This is a genomic window from Streptantibioticus cattleyicolor NRRL 8057 = DSM 46488 (assembly GCF_000240165.1).
GTDB classification, from domain to species: Bacteria; Actinomycetota; Actinomycetes; order Streptomycetales; family Streptomycetaceae; genus Streptantibioticus; species Streptantibioticus cattleyicolor.
Genome location: NC_017585.1, coordinates 1,114,967 through 1,134,971, shown reverse-complemented (window position 1 = coordinate 1,134,971; position 20,005 = coordinate 1,114,967). Strand labels below are relative to the sequence as shown.

Sequence of the window (20,005 nt, the reverse complement as noted above, 5' to 3'; positions counted from 1 at the left end):
GTTCAGGAGGCCGACGAGGGCGGCGCGTTCCTCCACCCTGTTCCGGATCGACACCGCGTCGGGCGCGGTGCGCCAAGTCGCCCTGCGCGGCGGCGACATGCGCCACGGCGACGGGCTGGAGATGCGCGGCCGGACGCTGTGGGTCGTTCGGAACGTGACCGACACCGCCAGCCGCTGGCACGTCTCGCCGGACGGCGCCTCGGCCCGGCTGGAGCGGAGCGTCACCAACCCGGCGCTCCAGATCCCCACCACCGCCGTCCGCGTCCACGGCCGTCTGCTCGTCGTACGCTCCCAGTTCGACAAGGGCGGCCCGATGGGCCCGGGGACCCCGGTACCGTTCTCGGTGGCGGCGGTCGACGGCATCTGACCCAGGAGGGCCGCCCCCGGCGTCGCGTGCGGTGCGGCGGCGCATCTGGAGGGAGGCCGGTGTGGGCGACGAACCGGACGCGGGGGCGGCCGTGGGCGCGACCCGTGGGCAGACCATCGCGGATCTGCTGCGGCGAACCGCGGCGAGGCTGCCGGCGAAGACCGCGCTGGTGTGGGGGGAGCGCCGGGAGACCTTCGCCGAGCTGGACGCGGCGGTCGGCCGCACCGCAGGGGCGCTCGCCGCGCGCGGGGTGGCCAAGGGCGACCGGGTCGCGCTCTTCTCCCGCAACTGCCGCGAGTTCGTGGTGGTCTACTTCGCGCTGGCCCGGCTGGGCGCGATCTCGGTGCCGGTCAACTTCATGCTCGGCGCCGAGGAGTTGGCCTACGTGCTCGACCACAGCGGCGCGACCGGGCTGGTCGCGCAGGACGCCCTGCTCGCCCCGGCGACCGCCGCGCTCGCCGCCCTGGCACCGGGGCGGGTGCGGCTGCGCGGCCGGATCGGCGGGCCGGCCGGGGCGGCCCCGGACGGCTGGGAGGACGTCGCGGCGTGGGAGGCCCACCAGCACACCGGCGTTCCGGGGGTGCTGCTCGGCGAGGACGAACCGGTGCAGCTGATGTACACCTCCGGCACCGAGTCGCGGCCCAAGGGCGCGGTCCTCTCCAGCCGGTCGCTGATCGCCAACTACGTGAGCGCGATCGAGGGCGGCGCCATGACCGGTGACGACATCGAGGTGCACGCGCTCCCCCTGTACCACTGCGCCCAGTTGCACGGCTTCCTCACCCCGGACGTCTACCTCGGCGCCACCAGCGTCGTGCTGCCCGGTCCCGACCCGGTGGCGATCCTGCGCGCGGTGGAGCGGGAGCGGGCCACCAAGCTGTTCTGCCCGCCGACGGTGTGGGTGGCGTTGCTGCGCAGCCCCGAGTTCGACCGCCACGACCTGTCGTCGCTGCGCAAGGGGTACTACGGGGCGAGCGCGATGCCGCGTGAGGTGCTGGCGGAGCTGCGGCGGCGGCTGCCGGAGATGGGGCTGACCAACTTCTACGGCCAGACGGAGATGTCCCCGGTGGCCACCGTGCTGCGCCCCGGGGAGCACGCGGCGCGTCCCGGTTCGGCCGGGCGGCCGGTGCTCAACGTCGAGACGCGGGTGGTGGACGACGCGGGGCGGCCGGTGGCGCCCGGGGTGACCGGGGAGATCGTCCACCGCTCTCCGCAGGCGATGCTCGGCTACTGGAACGATCCGCGGCGCACCGCCGAGGCGTTCCGGGGCGGCTGGTTCCACAGCGGTGACCTGGGCTTCCTCGACGACGAGGGGTTCTTGTACGTGGTGGACCGCAAGAAGGACATGATCAAGACCGGCGGCGAGAACGTCTCCGGCCGCGAGGTCGAGGAGGTGCTGCACCGCCACCCCGGGGTGGCCGAGGCCGCGGTCTTCGGGATCGCCCACCCCTACTGGGTCGAGGCGGTGACCGCCGCGGTGGTCCCCCGCGACGGCGTGCGGCCCACCCCCGAGGAGCTGATCGCCCACTGCCGCGCGCACCTGGCCGGGTTCAAGGTCCCCAAGTACGTGGTGGTCACCGGCACGCTGCCGAAGAACCCCAGCGGCAAGATCCTCAAGCGGCGGCTGCGCGAGGAGTACGCGTCGCTGGCCGGTTCCGGCTGATCCGGCGGCTGCCTTCGGCGATCACCCGTACGGCGTGCGTTTCCCCCGTCCGACACGGGGCAACCGGTGGTCGGAACGTACCCCGACGATCGGAGGACTGCCGTGGGAATCATTGCCTGGGCGGTGCTCGGCCTGCTGGCCGGCCTCATCGCCAAAGCTCTCATGCCAGGGAAGGACCCGGGCGGCTGCCTGGTCACCATGTTGATCGGCATCGCCGGAGGGCTGCTCGGCGGGTGGCTCGGCAAGGTGATCTTCGGGGTCCACTCGATCAACGGGTTCTTCCATCTGTCGACCTGGATCGCCGCGATCGTCGGCTCGGTCATCGTGCTGCTGCTGTACCGGCTCACGCTGGGCAGGAACCGGCAGCCGTGACCCGGTGCCCGGCCTCAGGGCGCCCCGTCCCGCAGCCCGCAGACCCAGGTCAGCACGTCGTGCACGCCCTCGGCGAAGGCGTGGCCGGCCGCCGACTGGGTGCGGTCCTCGGTCTGCACCACGGAGGCGTCCACCTCGGCGGTGAGCCGTTCCACGTCCGGCGGGGCCGCGCCCGGGGTGCCGGTGATCGGACCGCTGCCGCCGGCCCCCAGCGCCCACCGGTAGGCGGCGAGTGCGCCGTCGGCGTACGGGGTGCGGGCGTCCGTCCGCGTCACCTGATCGGTCAACTCTTCGTACGCATGTTCCACCGCGTGCCGGGACCGGCCACCGATCCAGGGCTGCGGCAACTGCGAGCAAGGCTCTCCCATACGGTACGGGTAACCGCACTGGCGCGCTGAAACCGGTATCCGCCTCGGACACAGGGGTGGAAGGGGTGGTTTTCCGGCCCGTACCGGCCGCCCGCCGCCGGGGTCGCTTGTTGACAGCCTTTCACGTGTTCTGTCACCGTCTGTTCGCTCGCCCCCGGCCGACCGAGGAAGGAAGATCCGCGATGGCACGACGCTCCGGATACGATGCCGACGAGGTCGCCGGACAGCTGTGTGTGCCGGCCGCCGCGTTCCGGTGGGCCTGGCACACCGGTGTCGTCCCGGCTCCGGACGCGTCCTCCTGGCAGTGGTCGCCGGAGGCGGTCGAGGCGATGGACGCCGAGGCGGTGAAGGCGGCCATGCCCCGCGAGGCGATCTCCGCCGAGGCCGCCGCCGACCGCGTCGCCGCCGCCCTGGACCTGCGCGACCGGGGCGGCGACAAGGGCGCCGTCACCGCCTTCGTGGTCCGCCGGCTCATCGAGCGCCGGCTGCTCACCGACCTCGCCGTGGCCTCCGCCGCCGAGCTGCTCAACCCCGACCAGGTGGACGCCGTGTGCGCCCGCCCCGATCTGGCCCGCCTGGTGGCCGAGGAGTCGCCGCTCACCCCGGCCCAGGCGTCCGACCGGATCGGGGTGCGCCGCACCGACTTCGACCACATGGTCCGGCTGGGCTGGGTGCACCCCGTGGAGTGGCGGGCCGTGCGGTTCGGCGCCGGACGCGGGGTGGCCGACCTGCCGTTGTTCCGCACCGCCGACATCGACGCGCTGCCGGCCACCCATCCGGAGATCGACTGGACGGCGCTGCGTTCCGTCGAGCGCGACCGCCGCTCGCCGCTGGCCGCCCTCGCCGCGTGAGGACGGCCGTGCCCCGCGCCGGGCGCGGGACACGGCCTGCCGGACGGCGGACGCCGGTGTCGTCACCGACGCCGCCGGCCGGGTTCAGGAACCGAAGGTGAACCAGTTGACGTTGACGAAGTCGGCGGGCTGGCCGCTGGCGAACGTCAGATAGACGTCGTGGACCCCGGTGACCCGGGAGATGTTGGCCGGGACCGTCGTCCAGCTCTGCCAGCCGCCGGTGTTGGCGACCGCGAAGTCACCGACCGGGGTGGCCGTCGGGCTGTCCAGGCGCACCTGCACCAGTCCGCTGACCCCGGCCGCGGCCCCGGAGGCCACCCGCGCTCTGAACTGGGTGGCGCCGCTGGAGCCGAAGTCCAGGCCGTTGTACTCCAGCCAGTCTCCGTTGGCGATCCAGCCGACGTCCTGGCCGCCGCCGGAGTCCGAGCAGTTCTCGGTCTGCGTGCCGGACTGGGCGGAGTAGGACTCGGCCTGGATGGTGCCGTAGGCGCTCTGGCCGCTCGGCGGCGGGGTGAAGCCGCCGCCGCTGCTGAGCACGGAGACGTAGTCGATCAGCATGGAGCCGCCGGACTGGGTGGCGCCGGTCGGGGTGGTGGTGCCGGCCACGCCGTTGGGGAAGCCGCCGCCCATCGCCAGGTCGTAGATGACGAAGACCCCGTGGTTGGTGGCGTTGGCCCAGGTGGTGGCGTCGACCTGGGAGGAGTTGACCGACCAGTACTGCTGGCCGTCGACGTACCAGCGCAGTTGCTCGGGTGAGACGCTGCGGTCCCATTCCAGCGCGTAGGTGTGCCAGTTGCCGGGGCAGGGGCTGCCGGGGCAGGCGGTACGGCCGCCGAGGCCGGAGCTCTCGTTGCAGGGGCCGCCGGGGTCGACCCCGCAGTGCAGGGTGCCGTACGCCAGGTTCTGCCCGTTGACGTCCTCCAGGATGTCGAACTCGCCGACGCTCGGCCAGGTGCCGCCGGTGCGCAGCGGCTGGCCGAGTGTCCAGAACGCGGGCCAGTAGCCGGCCGCCGCGGCGCCGGTGAGGCCGGGCATCTGGATGCGGCTCTCGATGCGCAGTTTGCCGCCGGCCGGGGGCTGGAAGTCGTCCCGCAGCGATTCGATGCGGCCCGAGGTCCAGTTGCCGCCTGCGTCGCGCAGCGCGGTGATCCGCAGGTCGCCGTTGCCGTCGAGGGCGACGTTGGCGGTGCTGTTGGTCATCGTCTCGATCTCGCCGGTGCCGAAGCCGGTGCCGAGGTCGTACTTCCAGTTGGCGCCCGAGGGCGGGGTGCCGGCCGGGCCGTCGAAGTCGTCCGACCACACCTGCGTCCACCCGGAGGGCGGCGGCGGGACGGAGGCGCGGGCGGCGCCGGGAGCGGCGAAACACGAACCGACGAGTGCCGCGGCGGCGGCCAGGGCGCCGAGCACGGCACCCCGCCGCACCCGGCGCCGGACGGTCCGGGGTGGCGGGAAAGGCGTGGTTGCGGGAGGCATGGGGGTTCCTCCGGTCACTGGTGGAGTGGGACCGCAGGAACAATGCGCCGCGAGCATGACAACGTCAAGACCTTACGCGTCAACACGCCCCCCATGCTGTGATTCCTTTGACTTGTGAACACGGGGCCGTGCGCGAGGGCGAGTTGGCGGCGCGATGCGGAACCGCCGGTCCCCGGACCAGTCCGGGAGTCTCCCGACTACCGGCGCCGGACGCCATCGGCAGACTGGTCGTGCGGGACGAGGCCATGCCGCGCGGTCGGGCACCGGGGCCGCGAGGGGCCGTGGGCCGAGCCCGCCCGACGTCGCGGAGGTGCTGCCAGAGCATGCCGAACGCCACACCGACCGCGGAGCGGCAGCGGTTGCTCGCCCGCCTGCTCGACCAACGCGGGGTCGCCCCCCGGGTGCCGGGCATCCCCCGCTCGCCACGCGACCGTTCCGCCCTGCCGTTGTCCTTCGCGCAGCAGCGGATCTGGTTCTTCCACCGGCTGGCGCCGACCTCGGCGGTCTACAACGTGGCCGGGGCCGCCCGGATGCGCGGGCCGCTGGACGAGGGCGTGCTGCGGCACTGCCTGGACGAGGTGGTCCGCCGCCACGAGGCGCTGCGCACCACCTTCCACCTCCATCAGGGGCGCCCGGTGCAGCGGGTGGAGCCGCCGCGTCCGCTCGCCGTCCCGGTGCACGACCTGCGGGGCCTGCCGCCCGCCGAGCGGGACGCCGCCGTCACGCGGCGGTGCGAGGAGGAGGTGGCCCGCCCGTTCGACCTGGAGAACGGGCCCATGCTGCGCCCGGTACTGCTGCGCCTGGCCGACCACGAGCACCTGCTCCTCCTCGTCCAGCACCACATCGCCACCGACGGCTGGTCGCTCAACATCCTGCTGCGCGAGGTCGGCACGCTCTACGAGGCCGCCGTGCGCGGCCGGGAGCCACGCCTGCCCGAACTCCCCGTGCAGTACGCCGACTACGCGGACTGGCAGCGCGAATGGCTCACCGGGGAGACGCTGGAGCGGCAGCTCGCCTACTGGCGTGAACGGCTCACCGGGGCACGGCTGTTGCAGCTGCCGTCGGCGCGTCCGCCGACCGCCGCGCGCGGTTGGGACGGCGGCTCCTCCTCGTTCCGGATCCCACCGGAGACGATGCGCCGGATCTCGGCGCTGGCCGACGCCGAGCGCGCCACCCCGTACATGGTGCTGCTGGCCGCGTACGCGCTGGTGCTCGCCCGGCGCAGCGGCCAGGACGACCTGGTGATCGGGGCGCCGGTGGCCAACCGGGGGCGTTCGGAGACCGAGGGCATCGTCGGCTGCTTCGTCAACACCCTGCCGCTGCGCATGGACGTCTCGGGTGATCCGGCCTTCCGCGAGGTGCTGCGGCAGGCCCGCGAGGTCTGCCTGGGCGGGTACGCCCACCAGGAGGTGCCGTTCGAGAAGATCGTCGAGGAGGTCAACCCGGAGCGCGACGCCAGCGGCCGGACCCCGCTGATCCGCCACATGCTGGGGCTGCACAACATGCCCCGGCCCTCGCTCGACCTGCCCGGCGTCGGCATCGAACTGGTCGGCGTCGGCACCGGCAAGGCCCGGTTCGACCTGGAGCTGGAGCTCTCCCCGGCGCCGGACGGCGGGATCGACGGCCTGGTGTGGTACGCGGTGGACCTGTTCGACAAGGCCGACGTGGACCGGATCACCGACGCCCTCGGGGCCGTGCTCGACGCGGCGGTGGCCGCCCCCGACACCCCGGTGCGCCGGCTGCCCGCGGTCGGGCCGAGGGAACGGGCCGCGCTCGACGCGCTCTCCCGGGGCACCGCCGACCGCCCCGGGGCACGGGAGCCCGCCGCCCCGGAGCCGGCCGACGACGCCCCCGCGGTGCTGGCGGACGGCGTCCGGTGGAGCCACCGGGGGTTGCGGGAGCGCGCGGGCGCGCTCGCCGCGCGGCTGCGCGCGCTCGGGGTGGCACCCGGCGACCCGGTGCTGGTGCTCCAGCGGACGTCGCCGTCGGCGGTGGCCACGCTGCTCGCGGTGGACGACTGCGGGGCGGTGGCCGTCGCGGTGGACCCGGGCCGCCCCGACGAGGAGATCCGGTCCGTCGCACGGCGGTGCGGCGCCCGGATCGCGGTCGGCGACCGGCCGGGCGACCCGGGGGTCCTGCTGCCGCCGGACACCCGCCTGGTGCGGCCGGACGACGGTGTGCCCGGCGCGCGACCGCCGAAGGTGCGGGACGCGGTGGCGCGCTGGCTGGCGCGGACGCTGGACGATCCGTCCGGCGGCGCCGTCGCGGTCGTCGGCCCGGCGCTGCTGGAGTCGGCCCGGCCCTTCCTGCTGTGGCCGGTGGCCGCCGGACGCACGGTGGTGCTGCCGGAGCGGACGGCGCCCCCCGGCTCGCCGGAATGGGCGCGGCGGACCCGGGAACTGGTGGCCGCCTCCGGCGCCGGCGTGCTCCACACCACGCCGTCACTGCTGGCCACGCTGACCGACGCCCCCGACGACGACCGGTGGGCCGACCGGGTCCGCCATGTGGTCTGCTCCGGCGAGGAGTTGTGGCCGCGGCTGATCGAACGCTGCCACCGCACGCTGCCCGCCGCCGAGTTGTACGTGGTACGCCGACCGGCCGGCGCCGCCGGGGAACTCCTGGTGGAACGCGTCCCCTCCCCGGCCGAGCCGACCTCGCCGACCCCCGCCCACCGCGTCCGTTCGCGGACCCGCTGGCAACTCCTGGACGACCACGGGATGCCGGTGCCCTTCGGCGTGCCCGGGCTGCTCCACCTGGCCGGGGACGGGACCGGCGTGGCCGATCCGTTCCGGCCCGGGCGGCGGCTGTGGCGTACCGGGGAGCGGGCGGTGCTGACGCCTGGCGGGGAGTTGCGGCTGCTCGGTCCCGCCGACTCCGACGCGACGGCGGGGCGGGTGCGGGCGGTGTTGCTGGAGCGGGCGGAGGTGGCGCGGGCGGAGGTGACCGCCGACGGCGACGGCGGCTGCCGGGCGTACGTGGCACCGCGTGCCGTGCCGCCAGGCGGCGCCGAGGAGCAGGAGGCGGCGTTCGCCGCCGCGTTCGCCGGGCGGGCCCCGGAGGAGGACCCGATGCTGGGGCTGGCCGGGTGGTCCCCCGGCCGGGGCGCGGAGCCGGTGGCGGCGGGCGAGATGCGGGCCTGGCTGGAGGCGACGGCGGCGCGGGTGCTGGGGTTCGCCCCGCGGCGGGTGCTGGAGGTCGGCTGCCGTACCGGCGCGCTGCTGTTCCGGGTGGCGCCGCGCTGCGCCGAGTACTGGGCCACCGACCCGTCCGCGCGCAGCCTCGGCCACATCCGCGAGGACCGCGACCGGCTGGCCGGCCACGCCGACCGGGTGCGGCTGCTCCAGCGCGCGCCCCATGACTTCTCCGGGCTGCCGCAGGGCGCCTTCGACGTCGTCGTCCTGCCCGTGCTCGCCGGGTACTTCCCCGGCCCCGGCTACCTCGAACGCGTCCTCGCGGCAGCCGTGCGGGCGGTGCGGCCCGGCGGCCACGTGCTGCTGACCGACGTCGCCCACCTGGCGCTGCTGCCGGTACGGGAGACGGCGGGCGCGCTCGCGCAGGCGCCGCCGGGGACGACGGTGGCGGCGCTGGCCGCGGGGGTCGCGGCCCGGGTGGACGAACGGCGTGAACTGGCCGCCGATCCACGGCTGTTCGCCGCGTTGGCCGGCCGGCTGCCCGGGGTGGCCGCGGTGACGGCGTGGGCGCGTACCGCGGGGGCGGCCCGGGAGTTGACGGCGTACCGGTACGACGTGCTGCTGCGGGTGGGCGACGGGCCGCCGGACGGTCAACCGTGGCCGGAGGCGGACTGGGGCGCCGAGGGGCTGGACCTGGCGGCGGTGGGGCGGCGGCTCGCCGCGCGCCCGGAGCGGCTGGTGCTGCGTGACGTGCCGGACGCCAGGGTGGCCGCCGATGCCGCACTGTGGCGGCGGCTGTCCGGATGGCCGCCGGACGCCCCGGGCACCGTCGCCGAGCTGACCGCCGACGCGCCGCCCGGGGTGCCCGGGGCCGACCCCGAGGCGCTGGCCGTCCTCGCCGCCGAGGCGGGTTACGACACCGACGCGGTGGCCACCGCGCGGCCCGGGGTGCTGGACTACGCGTTGCGCCGCCGCACCGGCGAGGACCGCCGGCGTGGCGGCCCGCCCGAGGCGCTGCGGCTCACCGTCGACGCGCCGCCCACCGGGCCCCTGGTCAACGACCCGGCGGCACCGGCCCGGGCCGAGGCGCTGCTGCCACGGCTGCGGGCCCGGTTGCGGGAGCGGCTGCCGGAGGCGGCGGACCGCGTCGAGCTGATCGCGGTGGGCCGCTGGCCGCTGGGCCCGGACGGCACCGTGGCACCGGAGCTGCTGCCGCTGCCCGGCACGGACGCCGGGCGCACCGGCGACGGCCCGGTGGCGCCGCGTACCGAGACCGAGCGGGCGGTGGCCCGGGTGTGGGCGGACGCGCTGGGCATCGACCGGGTCGGGGTGGACGAGGACTTCTTCGCCCTCGGCGGCCACTCGCTGCTCGCCGCCGAGATCGCCGACCGGCTGCGGGACGTGCTCGACGCCGACCTCCCGCTGGCCCGGCTCTTCGAGTCGCCGACGGTGGCCGCCGTCGCCCGGTACATCGACGCCGAACGCGCGAACGGCGCCACGGCGGCGGGCCCCTCCCCCGCGTCCGCGCGGGCCCCGATCCCGCGCATCGACCGAGACCGCTACCGGCGGAGGACACGTACATGACCGACGCGTTGATCCGGCCCCCCGAGCCGGAACCGGCCGCCGCCGAGGGCGAGTTGCTGGTCGAGACCTCCTTCGCGCAGCAGAGCCTGTGGTTCCTCGACCAGTTGGAGCCGGGCACGCCCACCTACAACGTGGCGGCGGCGGTGCGGGTGCGCGGCGCGCTGGACGCCGGGGCGCTGGAGCGGGCGCTGGGCGAGGTGGTGCGGCGGCACGAGTCGCTGCGCACCGTGTTCGAGGCAGGTCCCGAGGTCCCGATGCAGGTGATCGCGCCCGGGGCGCGTCCGGTGGTGCCGGTGACCGAGGTGACCGAGGACCAGGTGCCGGGGCTGATCGAGGCCGAGGCGGACACGCCGTTCGACCTGGCGCGCGGTCCGCTGCTGCGGATGCGGCTGCTGCGGCTGGCCGCCGACCACCACGTGGCGGTGGTGGTGATGCACCACATCGTCACCGACGGCTGGTCGTCCGGGGTGCTCTTCCAGGAGCTGGCGGCCTGCCTGGAGGCGTACGCGGCCGGGCGCGAGCCGCGGTTGCCGCCGCCCGCGCTCCAGTACGCCGACTACGCGGTCTGGCAGCGCGAGACGCTGGAGGGCACGGCGCTGGAGGAGGCGGCGGACTACTGGCGGGAACGGCTCGCGGGGGTGGCCCCGCTCGCGCTGCCGACCGACCGGCCGCGTCCGGCACGGCCCTCCTCGGCCGGCGCGGTGTACTTCTTCGACCTGCCGGACGGCCTGATGGACCGGGTCGGGGCGCTGGCGGCACGCCACCAGGCCACCCCGTTCATGGTGCTGCTCGCCGCGTACCAGGTGCTGCTGGCCCGGATCTGCGGCGGTGACGACATCGCGGTGGCCACCCCGGTGGCCGGCCGGGGCCGCCCCGAACTCGCCGGGCTGATCGGCCTGTTCGTCAACACCGTGGTGATCCGTACCCGGGTGGCCGGGGGCGCCTGCTTCGCCGAGGTGCTGGACCAGGTGCGCGAGCACTGCCTGGGCGCCTACGCGCACCAGGACGCGCCCTTCGAGAAGGTCGTCGAACTGCTCCGGCCACCGCGCACCAACACCCTCGGCTCCCCGCTGGCGCAGACGATGTTCTCGTTCCAGAACATCCCGCAGGAGCCGTGGAGCGCCGGCGACCTGGTCTTCGAGCCGCTGACGATCGCCGCGCGGCGGGCCAAGTACGAGCTGCTGCTGGAGATCGAGCCGTGGGCGGGCGGCCATCGCGGCGCCTTCGAGTACAGCACCGAACTCTTCGACGCCGAGCGCGTCACGGCGCTGGCGGGCCACTTCACCACGCTGCTGGGGGCCGCGCTGGACGCCCCGGAGCGGCCGGTGGCGCGGCTGCCGCTGCTGACGCCGGCCGAGCGGTCGCGGCTGGTCGACGGGTGGAACACGCCCCGGCCGCCCGGTCGCGTCCCCGGATCCCTGCACGCGCTGATCGCCGCCCGGGCCGCGCGGTGCCCCGACGCCACCGCCGTGGTCTGCGGTGAACGGCGGCTGAGCCACGGGGAGTTGGACCGGGCGGCCGGGCTCGCGGCGCGACGGCTGCGCGCGGCCGGGGTGGGCCCGGAGACCCCGGTGGCGCTGCTGTTGGAACGCTCGGCCGACCTGGTGGTGTGGCTGCTGGCGGTGCTCAAGGCGGGCGGCTGCTGCGTTCCGCTGGACCCCGCGCAGCCGGCCGAGCGGATCGCCTTCCTGCTCGACGACAGCGGCACCCGGCACGTCGTCGCGGACGGCGCGCCGCCCCTCGACGCGCCCGGGGTCACCGTGGTCCGCGCCGACGAGCCGTCGCCGCCGGACGGCCCGCCGCTCGCGGTGGCGGACGTGGACCCCGACCGCCTCGCCTACCTGGTGTACACCTCCGGCTCCACCGGCGCCCCCAAGGGGGTGATGGTCACCCACGGCGGGGCGGCGTCGCTGGCGTCGGCCGCCGCGGACGCCTTCGGGCTGACCGCCGAGGACCGCTATCTGCAACTGGCGCCGCTCGGCTTCGACGTGCTGGCCGAGGAGGTCTTCCCGGTGCTGGCGGCGGGCGGCTCGGTGGCGTTGCCGGAGGGCGAGGCGCCGCTGGCCGCCCGGGAGTTGTGGACGCTGGTGGAACGCACCGGGGCCACCGCGCTGTCCACCACCCCGGCCCGGCTGCTGTCGTGGGGCGCGGCCGACCGGGCGGCGGTCCCGGCCTCCTTGCGCACCGTGGTCTTCGGCAGCGAGGCCGCGCCGCCCCCGGCCCGGCTGCGGCCCTGGCACGACTGGCCCGGCCGGCTGATCCACGTCTACGGCCTGTCCGAGACCAGTTGCACCAACACCGCGCACGTGGTCGCCCCGGACGACACCGCCGCGGCCCAGGCGCCCTCGGTGCCCATCGGACGGCGGCTGGTCAACAGCGAACTGTACGTCCTGGACGAGGTGATGGAGCCGGTGCCGGACGGGGTGGCCGGGGAGCTGTACATCGGCGGCCCCGCGGTCGGCCGGGGCTACCGGGGGCGCCCCGCGCTCACCGCCGAACGGTACGTGCCCGACCCGTTCGGGCCGCCCGGGTCGCGGCTGTACCGCACCGGCGACCTGGTGGTGCGGCTGCGGGACGGCGCCCTGCGGTTCCTGGGCCGTACCGACCGCCAGGTCAAGGTGCGCGGCTTCCGGGTGGAGCCGGGCGAGGTGGAAGCGGTGCTGCTGGACCACCCCGGGGTGGGCGCGGCGGCGGTGACGGCGCGGCCGGACGCCTCCGGCACGACGCGGCTGCTGGCGTACGCCGAACCCAGGCCGGGTACGGCGCCGGCCGGGGACGAACTCCTCGCGCTGCTGCGGTCCCGGCTGCCGGAGCATCTGGTGCCCGCCCGGGTCGTGGTGCTCCCCCGGCTGCCGCTGACCGGCAACGGCAAAACGGACTACGCCGCGCTGCCGGATCCGGACCCGGTGCGCTCCGCCGACCGCACCGCGCCGCGCACCCCGGTCGAGCGCGAACTGGCCGCCATCGTCGCCGGGGTGCTCGGCGTCGACGAGGTCGGGGTGCACGACGACTTCTTCGACCTGGGCGGCCATTCGCTGGCGGTGCTGCGGCTCAGCGGCGAGGTGGAGGCACGGTTCGGCGTGGAGCTGCCGATGCGGCTGCTGTTCGGCGCCGAGCCCACGGTGGCGGTGCTGGCCGAGCACGTCTTCCGCGAGCTGGTACGGCGACGGGACGGGGGCGGGGATGACGCGTGAGGGCGGCGGACGGCCAAAGCCGGCGGACGACGCGGAGCTGCGGGCACGGGCCGAACTGGAGGAGGAGCTGCTGCGCGACCTGCCGCGGCGGCCGGGCGGCCCGGTCCCCGTACTGCCCCGCACCCCGCCGGTCACCCGGCTGCCGACCGGGCCCGGCCAGGGCATGCTGTGGTTCCTGCACCACATGGAGCCGGGCGGGGCGACGTACACCACGCCGGTGGTGATGCGGCTGCTCGGCCCGCTGGACGAGGACGCGGTGTGCCGTTCGGTCGCCGCGCTGGTCGACCGGCACGAGGGGCTGCGCACCCTGTTCCGGGAAGAGGACGGGCAGTTGTGGCAGTACGTGCTCGCCGAGGCGCGGTTGGAGGTGCCGGTCACCGAGGTGGCGGCGGACGACGCGGTGGAGGCGGTCCAGCGCGAGCTGGACGTCCCCTTCGACGACCTCGGCGGCCGGCTGCCGGTCCGTGCCCGGCTGCTGCGGGTGTCGGCGGAGGACCACATCCTGGTGCTCGTCCCGCACCACGTGGTCAGCGACGCGGTGACGCTGTCGGTGCTCCTGGACGACCTGGTCGGGCTGTACGCGGCCGAGGCGCTGGGCGGTCCGCCGGTCCCGCCGCCGGCGGGCGGCCCGAGGACGGCGGACGCGGCGGTGTGGCTGCGGCGGCGCACCGACGAGCGGCGCGAGCGGCTGCTGGGGTACTGGCGGCGGCGGCTGGCCGGGCTGCCCCCGCTGCCGCTCCCCGCCGACCTGCCGCCGCCGGCCCGGCGTGACTGCGCCGGGCGGACGTTCCTCGCCGACCTCCCCGACGGCCTGCTCGCCGAGGTCGACCGGCTGGCCGACCGGGAGAACAGCACCGCGTTCCTGGTGTGTCTGGCGGCGTATCAGGTCTTGCTGGCCCGCCGCACCGGCCACCGGGACCTGGCGGTGCTCACCGCGGTCGGCGGCCGGACCACCCCGGGCACCGAGCAGTTGGTGGGGGCCTTCGCCAACCTCCTGCTGCTGCGCGGCGACCTGTCCGGTGATCCGTCGTTCACCGAGGCGCTGCGCCGGGTGACGGCCGGGGTGGTGGCCGACTTCGAGCACCACGAGTGGCCCTACCAGGACCTCGGCGAACCGCTGGGGCTCCCGCCGGAGGAGGCCCACCGTTCCTACGGGCAGACGCTGTTCATCCTGGAGGACGAGATCGCCGTCCCGCCCGCCGCGGCCGGGCCCCGGATCGAACCGGTGCTGGCGCCCCGCCCGCCGGCGCTGCGCGATCTGACCCTGCGGGTGATCCGCGGCCGACCCGGCTACTGCGTGCTCTCCTTCCGCACCCAGGTCTTCTCCCCCGGGCGCGCGCAGGCCCTGCTCACCGAATACACCGGCCTCCTGGAGCAGTTGGTGACCCACCCCGGGCAGCCGGTCCTTGGCACCGTGAAGGAGCCCGTGTGACCATCCCCGCCCCGGCCGTCGACGGCGTCCACGCCTTCGGCCTGCCCGACGCGGCGCCGGAGGCGGTGCTGGCCGCCCTCGCCGCCGTGCTGCACCGCCGCACCCTGCGCGAGACGGTCCGGGTGGGGTGCGCGGGCGGCGAGCTGCGCGCCCGGTTCGGCCCCGGCACCGGTTTCGCCACGCTCACCGAGTGGGCCCGGCAGGCGCTCACCGGTACGTGCGGCGAGCGTCCCGCCGAGGAGGCCGACGAGGCGCCGGACGCCTGGTTCGGGACGCCGGACCTCGGCCCCGGGGCGGCGCTCGGCCTGGCTCCGACCACCGTCCGGGGCACCCCGGCCGCGCTGCTCCACCACGACCCGGCGCTGCTGCCGCCCGCGGAGGCGGCACGCCTGGCCGGACAGCTCGCCACCGCGCTCGCCGACGGCCTGCGTCACCCCCGACGCCCCGTCGCCGCCCTGGAGTTGGCCACCGACGAGGACCGCGCCCAGGTCACCGCCTGGGGCACCGGCGCCCCGGCCGGCCCCGCGCGCCGGATCGAGGACCTGGTCGCCGCCCGTGCCCGCGCCACCCCGGACGCGATCGCCGTCGGCTGCGCCGGGGACGAGCTGAGCTACGCCGCGCTGGTACGGGACGCGGGCGAGGTGGCGGCCCGGCTGCGGGCGGCCGGCACCGGCCCGGACGACGTGGTGGCGGTGCTGGCCGAACGCTCCACCCGGCTCGTCGTGGCGCTCCTCGGGGTGCTCACCGCCGGCGCCGGATACCTGGCGCTGGAACCCGACGCCCCGCGGGAACGGCTGGCCCGGCTGCTGGCCGGCGCCGGGGTACGGGTGGTGCTCGCGCAGGACGACCTGGCCGGCGCGGTGCCGCCCGGCCCCCTCGTACTGCCGCTGCACGACCCCGACGCCCCGGCCCCGGACCCGGTCCCCGCGCCGCACGCCGGGCCGGACGGGCTCGCCTACGTCAGCTACACCTCCGGTTCCACCGGTGAGCCCAAGGGTGTGTGCGTACCGCACCGTGCCGTCGCCCGGCTGGTCGACGGCCCCGACTGGGCGTGCATCGGCCCCGAGGACGTCTTCCTGCACCTGTCCCCGGCCGCCTTCGACGCCTCGACCTGGGAGATCTGGGGCGCGCTGGGCAACGGTGCCCGGCTGGCCGTGCTGCCGCCCGGCCCGGTGGACGCCGGCCGGCTCGCCGAGGTGCTGCGGGCCGAGCAGGTCACCGTGGTGTGGCTCACCGCCGGCCTCTTCGACCGGATGACCACCTCCCACCTCGACGCCTTCGCCGGGGTGCGCCACGTCCTGGCCGGTGGTGACGTGGTCTCCCCCGACGCGGTGGCGCGGCTGCTGGCGGCCCACCCGCACCTGGTGTTCACCAACGGCTACGGGCCCACCGAGAACACCACGTTCACCTGCTGCTGGACCACCCGGCGGCCACCGGCCGACGGGCCGCTGCCGATCGGCCGCCCGATCCGCGGCACCCGGGTCGCCGTGCTCGACGCCGCCCTGCGCCCGGTGCCGGTGGGCGTACCCGGTGAGCTGTGGGCCGCCGGCGACGGGCTGGCCCGGGGCTACCTGGGCATGCCGGGGCGCACCGCCGAGGTGTTCGTGCCCGACCCGTCCCCGGCCGGGCCCGGCGCGCGGATGTACCGCACCGGGGACCTGGCCGGCTGGCGGCCGGACGGCACCCTGGCCTTCCACGGCCGGGCCGACCGCCAGGTCAAGGTGCGCGGCTACCGGGTGGAGCCCGGCGAGGTGGAGGCCGCGCTCACCGCCCGCCCCGAGGTGGGCCAGGCGGTGGTGGTGGCCCAGCCGGACGGCGCCGGCGGGCGGCGGCTGCTCGCCTACGTCACCGCCCCGGGCTGCGACCCGGCCGAGCGCGACCGGCTCCCGGTGGTGCTGCGCGAGCGGCTGCGCGCCACCCTCGCCCCCTACCTCGTGCCGTGGGCGGTGCTGGTCGTCCCGGAGTTGCCGCTGACCGCCAACGGCAAGGTGGACCGGGCCGCGCTGCCCGCCGCGCGGCGCTCACCGCGGGCGCTGGCCACCGGTTACGTACCGCCGTGTACCCGCTCCGAGCGGTGGCTCGCCGAGTTGTGGGGGACGCTGCTGGGGGTCGAACCGGTCGGGGTGGAGGACGACTTCTTCGAGCTGGGCGGCCATTCGCTGATCGCCGCGGAACTCCTCAACCGGCTGCACACCGAGTTCGGGGTGGAGGTGCCGGCCCGCACGCTCTACCTGCGGCCGGTGATCGCCGAACTCGCCGCGGAGCTGGACGCCGGGCCCCCGGCGCCGCCGTCCGCCGCTCCCCTCCCGTCCGCTTCCACGAAAGGCCACGCCTCGTCATGATGCTCCCCGACCGCCCCGCGCACGTGCGCCCCGAGGACATCGGCGGCGTGGACCTGGTCGACCCCTTCCTCTACAGCGACGGCGATCCGCACAGCGTGTGGCACGCGATGCGGCGGCACGACCCGGTGCGCTGGCACCCGGTGGGCGAACGGCTGGGGTTCTGGTCGGTCACCTGCTACGACGACGGTGACTTCGTGATGCGCGACCACACCTGCTTCACCTCGCAACGCGGCACCCTGCTCAACCTGCTGGGCACCGACGACCCGGCGGGCGGACGGCAGATGGCGGCCACCGACCCGCCCAAGCACACCCGGATGCGCGAACCGCTGCAACGCTCGCTCACCAACAAGGCGGTCGAACGCTACCGGGAACGCATCCGCCACGAGGTACGGCGCATCCTCGCCCCGGCGGTCACCGGTGAACCGTACGACTTCGCCGGGGAGATGACCGCGCTGCCGATGGCGGTCACCGGCACCATCATGGGGCTGCCGCAACGGGACTGGGCCGAGCTGACCCGGCTGACCCTGATGTCGATCGCGCCGGACGACCCGGAGTACATGACCGACGGCGGCCCCCGGGCGACCCTGGAGGCGGCCCACCGGGGGCTGTTCGCCTACTTCCAGGACGTGGTCGGCGAACGCCGCCGCGACCTCGGCGACGACCTGCTGAGCACCCTGCTCACCATGGAGATCGACGGCCGGCCGCTCGGCGCCGGCGAGGTGCTCTCCAACTGCTACAGCCTGCTGCTCGGCGCCAACGTCACCACCCCGTACGTGCCCAGCGCGGCGATGGAACGCATGGTGGCCGACCCGGCGCTCGCCGCGGACTGGCTGGGCCACCCCGAACTGGTGCAGTCCGGGGTCGAGGAGGCTCTGCGCTGGTCCTCGCCGGCCAACCACTTCATGCGCTACGCCGTCAAGGACGTCACCGTGCACGGGGTGGAGATCCCGGCCGGGGACGCGGTGGTGGTGTGGCTGGGGTCGGCCAACCGGGACGAACGGGCCTTCGCCGACCCGTTCCGCTTCGACATCCGGCGCCGCCCCAACCGGCACATCGCGTTCGGCGCCGGCCCGCACTACTGCGTGGGGCACACCGTGGCCCGGGTCAGTCTGCGGGTGCTGTTCGAGGAACTGATCGGCCGGTTCGAGGGGTTCGAGCAGGCCGGCCCCGCGGAGCATCTGTGTTCCAACTTCGTGGCCGGGATCAAACACCTGCCGGTCACCGCCCGGGTGCGGGCCGGGCAGGAGCGGGTGTTCGCCGTGGCCGCCGCGTCCTGACCCCATCCGACGTTCCGAGGAGCTGTCGCGTTGACCACCAAGTGGCTGTTGCACGAGCCGTCCGCGGAGGCGGCGGCGCGGTTGTTCTGCCTCCCCTACTCCGGCTGCGGTGCCTCGATGTACCGGCGCTGGCCGCGCCGGGTGGGCGGGGTGGAGGTGTGCGCCGTCCAGCCGCCGGGCCGGGAGAACCGGTTCCGGGAGGAGCCGTACCCGACGTACGAGGCGATGGCCGACGATCTGGCCGAGGCGCTGCTGCCCTACCTGGACCGGCCGTTCGCCTTCTTCGGCCACTGTGCCTCGGCGCTGCCGGGGTACGAGACGGCGTTGCGGCTGGCCGAGCGGGGCCATCCGGTGCCGGTGCGGCTCTTCGTCTCCTCGCAGGTGGCACCGCACCAGGGGCCGCACGGGCGGTTCCTGCGGATGAGCGACGAGGAGCTGGCGGTGGAGCTGCGCGACCTGGTGGTGCGGCTCGGCGGTTCGCCGCGGCCGGATCTGATCGAGCTGAGCCTGACGGTGCTGCGGGCCGACGTGGAGGCCAACAAGCGCTACCGGCCGCCCCGTCCGCGCCGGCTGCCGTGCCCGGTGACCACGTTGGGGTGGACCGAGGACCACGAGGTGGACCACCGGCTGATGGACGGCTGGGCGGAGTGCGGCGAGGTCACCAAGCGCCTCCTGGACGGCCCGCACTACGGATTCCTGGACGCCCCCGAGGAGTTGCTGGCGGCCTTCGTGGAGGACATGAAGGTCACCTGAGACGACATCAGGTACGGACGGTGTGTCCGGCGGCCCGCAGCGCGGCGCACGCCACGGCCAGCCGGTCGCCGGGCACCAGCACCAGGTCGGCGTGGTAGGTGGAGACCACGAACACCGGCACCCCGGCCGCCGCCAGCGGGCCGGTCAGCGCCGCCAGCATCCCCGGCGCGTCCACGCCGTGCGCGCTCTCCCCGGCGTACAGCGCGCGCCACCCGTCCGGGCCGCCCGGGGCCACCACGGTCAGCCCCTCCGGGGCGCGCACCACGGCCAGCCACGCCTCGTCGGGCACGGGTGTGCCCGACGGCAGGTGGCGTACCGTCCAGCCGCCGGGGAGCACCCGCAGCCGTTGCGGCGCGGCGGCGGTCACGGCGCGCCCGGGGGCAGCCAGCCGGCCGTGGCGGCGGCCAGCAGCGTGCCGTCGGTGCCGTACAGCGCGGTGGAGACGGTGGCCAGCGGCGCGTGCAGCGCGTCGAGCCGGCCGACGACCACACAACCGCGCCCGGGTTCCGGCGGCGTGGTGACGACGGCGGTCATCCGGGCCAGCACCCTCGGCCGGTCCACCAGGTCGCAGCTCCAGCCGCCGGGGCAGTCCAGCACGCTCCACACCACCGGCACGTCGGCCTCGCCGGAACCGCCCGGGGTCCACAGGCAGGCGACGGTGCCCGCCCGCCCCGGCACCGGACCGGGCGAGAGCCGCAGACCGTCGGGGTGGTCCGGGCCGCACGCGAAACACCCCGGGAAGGGGTGGCCGGAGCGTCCCGGGAAGCCGTCCTGCGCCCGGGCGGCCACCTCGGGGGGCACGAACGGCGGCCCCTGCGGGGTCAGTCCGGACGGTGCCACCGTGGCCACCACTTCACCGTCGGCCCAGGCGTGCCACCGCGGCCCGGCGGGGCGCAGCTCCACCGGCCGGTCGAGGGGCACCGGGGCGTGCAGGGTCACCGCCGGCCGTGCGACGCCGCAGCGGGCGGCCAGCAGCCCGCAGGCGTAACCGCCGTTGGCCGCGTCGGGCGGTCCGTTGAACCGCCCCGGCACCACGATCCGGTACGACACGGGGTCGGGCATGGGGCCATTGTGGGCTCCGGCGGCGCGGTGCGGGTGCGCCCGCGGTGTCGGTGGTCCTCCCGACTACCCGGTGCCGGTGGGGTGCGCCAGGCTCGGCGTGGAGCCGTGCGGCCGGTCGCGCCCGCGGGCCCGGTCACCC

General features: G+C 75.9%; 14 protein-coding genes. 10 read left to right on the top strand and 4 right to left on the bottom strand.

Features of this window, described 5'->3' with window-relative positions; genetic code table 11:
- The first annotated feature begins 67 nt into the window (after nt 1-67).
- From SCATT_RS32720 to SCATT_RS32710, 3 genes are all read left to right on the top strand, one after another.
- Nucleotides 68-367, top strand: a complete 300-nt coding sequence (locus tag SCATT_RS32720; protein WP_014626991.1) for a hypothetical protein — start codon at nt 68-70, stop codon at nt 365-367.
- Nucleotides 368-428: 61 nt separating this feature from the next.
- Nucleotides 429-2,027: a fatty acyl-CoA synthetase gene (locus SCATT_RS32715; protein WP_014151064.1), complete on the top strand. Its 1,599-nt coding sequence runs from the start codon at nt 429-431 to the stop codon at nt 2,025-2,027.
- Between the two features lie 102 nt (nt 2,028-2,129).
- Nucleotides 2,130-2,399, top strand: a complete 270-nt coding sequence (locus tag SCATT_RS32710) for a GlsB/YeaQ/YmgE family stress response membrane protein (protein WP_014151065.1) — start codon at nt 2,130-2,132, stop codon at nt 2,397-2,399.
- A gap of 14 nt (nt 2,400-2,413) precedes the next feature.
- On the opposite strand, the gene SCATT_RS32705 is transcribed toward SCATT_RS32710, so the two are convergent.
- Nucleotides 2,414-2,674 (bottom strand): hypothetical protein, encoded by a 261-nt coding sequence (locus tag SCATT_RS32705; protein ID WP_157894781.1) that lies wholly within the window; start codon nt 2,672-2,674, stop codon nt 2,414-2,416.
- Between the two features lie 275 nt (nt 2,675-2,949).
- Between SCATT_RS32705 and SCATT_RS32700 the strand changes: the two genes are divergently transcribed.
- Nucleotides 2,950-3,618 (top strand): hypothetical protein, encoded by a 669-nt coding sequence (locus tag SCATT_RS32700; protein ID WP_014151068.1) that lies wholly within the window; start codon nt 2,950-2,952, stop codon nt 3,616-3,618.
- A gap of 84 nt (nt 3,619-3,702) precedes the next feature.
- On the opposite strand, the gene SCATT_RS32695 is transcribed toward SCATT_RS32700, so the two are convergent.
- Nucleotides 3,703-5,091: a glycoside hydrolase family 16 protein gene (locus SCATT_RS32695; RefSeq protein WP_014626989.1), complete on the bottom strand. Its 1,389-nt coding sequence runs from the start codon at nt 5,089-5,091 to the stop codon at nt 3,703-3,705.
- Between the two features lie 323 nt (nt 5,092-5,414).
- Between SCATT_RS32695 and SCATT_RS32690 the strand changes: the two genes are divergently transcribed.
- Genes SCATT_RS32690 through SCATT_RS32665 form a run of 6 tightly spaced genes read left to right on the top strand, consistent with a single transcriptional unit; the run spans nt 5,415 to nt 18,804 of the window.
- Nucleotides 5,415-9,806 carry a condensation domain-containing protein gene (locus tag SCATT_RS32690; RefSeq protein WP_014151070.1) on the top strand — a complete coding sequence of 1,464 codons (4,392 nt, stop codon included), beginning with the start codon at nt 5,415-5,417 and terminating at the stop codon, nt 9,804-9,806.
- Nucleotides 9,803-13,000, top strand: coding sequence for a non-ribosomal peptide synthetase (locus SCATT_RS32685; RefSeq protein WP_014151071.1), 3,198 nt, complete (start codon nt 9,803-9,805; stop codon nt 12,998-13,000). The genes SCATT_RS32690 and SCATT_RS32685 overlap by 4 nt, the downstream gene beginning before the upstream one ends.
- Entirely contained in the window at nt 12,990-14,432 is a 1,443-nt protein-coding gene (locus tag SCATT_RS32680; RefSeq protein WP_014151072.1) for a condensation domain-containing protein, read from the top strand. Before SCATT_RS32685 ends, SCATT_RS32680 begins: the two co-directional genes overlap by 11 nt.
- Nucleotides 14,429-16,774 carry a non-ribosomal peptide synthetase gene (locus tag SCATT_RS32675; RefSeq protein WP_014151073.1) on the top strand — a complete coding sequence of 782 codons (2,346 nt, stop codon included), beginning with the start codon at nt 14,429-14,431 and terminating at the stop codon, nt 16,772-16,774. The genes SCATT_RS32680 and SCATT_RS32675 overlap by 4 nt, the downstream gene beginning before the upstream one ends.
- A complete protein-coding gene (locus SCATT_RS32670; RefSeq protein ID WP_014151074.1) occupies nt 16,771-18,051 on the top strand; it encodes a cytochrome P450 in 1,281 nt (426 codons plus the stop codon). The genes SCATT_RS32675 and SCATT_RS32670 overlap by 4 nt, the downstream gene beginning before the upstream one ends.
- A gap of 30 nt (nt 18,052-18,081) precedes the next feature.
- On the top strand, nt 18,082-18,804 hold the full coding sequence (locus tag SCATT_RS32665; RefSeq protein ID WP_014151075.1) for a thioesterase II family protein: 723 nt from the start codon (nt 18,082-18,084) through the stop codon (nt 18,802-18,804).
- A 7-nt stretch (nt 18,805-18,811) separates the two neighbouring features.
- Here SCATT_RS32665 and SCATT_RS32660 read toward each other — a convergent pair whose 3' ends face one another.
- Nucleotides 18,812-19,171 carry an ACT domain-containing protein gene (locus tag SCATT_RS32660; RefSeq protein WP_014151076.1) on the bottom strand — a complete coding sequence of 120 codons (360 nt, stop codon included), beginning with the start codon at nt 19,169-19,171 and terminating at the stop codon, nt 18,812-18,814.
- Nucleotides 19,168-19,866 carry a hypothetical protein gene (locus SCATT_RS32655; protein ID WP_014151077.1) on the bottom strand — a complete coding sequence of 233 codons (699 nt, stop codon included), beginning with the start codon at nt 19,864-19,866 and terminating at the stop codon, nt 19,168-19,170. The genes SCATT_RS32660 and SCATT_RS32655 overlap by 4 nt, the downstream gene beginning before the upstream one ends.
- Nucleotides 19,867-20,005 lie beyond the last annotated feature (139 nt).